Source organism: Desulfurobacteriaceae bacterium, assembly GCA_039832905.1.
Classification (GTDB): domain Bacteria; phylum Aquificota; class Aquificia; order Desulfurobacteriales; family Desulfurobacteriaceae; genus Desulfurobacterium.
Genome location: JBDOLX010000021.1, coordinates 1 through 1,001 on the forward strand (window position 1 = coordinate 1; position 1,001 = coordinate 1,001).

The following is a 1,001-nucleotide window of genomic DNA, read 5'->3' on the forward strand; positions in this document are numbered from 1 at the left end:
CCGAACCGACCTATAACGACTAACCGCTTTGTTATGTTTTCCCTCCCGAACTCATTGCCAGAAACATATTGGCTATCGCAACCTTAAACACCAACTCCTTCCTAATGTTCTCAAATCTAACACTTGAAACATACTCCCCAAACCACCTCTTGAAACTTGAGAAAAAGCCCTCTACCAGCCACCTCTTCCCGTAACCAACGGCTTCCTTCCACTTCTTCTTTCCTCTCCTTATAGCCCGGATTACCTTGTCCCTATAAGGATTACCTCTTATCTTAGCTCCCCTTCTAACCAGTACTGCTGGTTCTATCTCTTCTTTTCCTAAGTATCGAAAAAAATCATGGGTATCATACCCAGCATCTGCTATCACTTTCTCTACCTTCTTCCCCTTCTTCTCTGCCTTTCTCTTAGCTCCTTCTACAAGCTCTATAGCTTTCTTACAGTCAGGTGTCCTTTCATCTGTCACTTCAAGTTCTACTACCTGCTTACTTTGCAGGTCAAATGCCACGTGTATCTTTACCCATCCTCTCCTGGGTCTCTTTCCCCATTTCTTTCTCAGCCATTCTCCTCTATTAGTTACTTTCAGACCTGAGGAATCAAGAACTATTACGAAATCTTTAGGTAGTTCCTCTACTTTTGGTAGCTCTTTTAAGCTAAATTCTCCTTTTGTGAGTCTGTAGTGTAGAGTCCTAAAGTTGGGAATCTTTATTCCAAGTTCTCCAAATGTTTTCCTCGCTACTCCTTCTGTTTGCCTGTAAGGAAGCCTCAGAGCAAACTTCAGAAACAGTAACAGCATTATCAATTGTTCTGGGTAAGTGTATGGTCTTCCTCTCTTTTTCTGCTTGTTTGGTGTAACAGCGATTGCTTCTGGGTCTATGAGGATTTCTCCCCTTCTTACAAGTTCTCTGTTGTATTTCTTCCAGTCTCTTTCCATGGCAGGATTATTTTAACCTACCTAATTTTTGGACACAGCACTTTTTTTATGGTGTTGGCAATTTTCAAAC

At 41.7% G+C, this 1,001-nt stretch carries 1 protein-coding gene; it reads right to left on the bottom strand.

Features of this window, described 5'->3' with window-relative positions:
* Positions 1-31: 31 nt before the first annotated feature.
* Positions 32-931, bottom strand: coding sequence for an IS5 family transposase (locus ABGX27_01325; GenBank protein MEO2068136.1), 900 nt, complete (start codon positions 929-931; stop codon positions 32-34).
* Between the last annotated feature and the right edge of the window lie 70 nt (positions 932-1,001).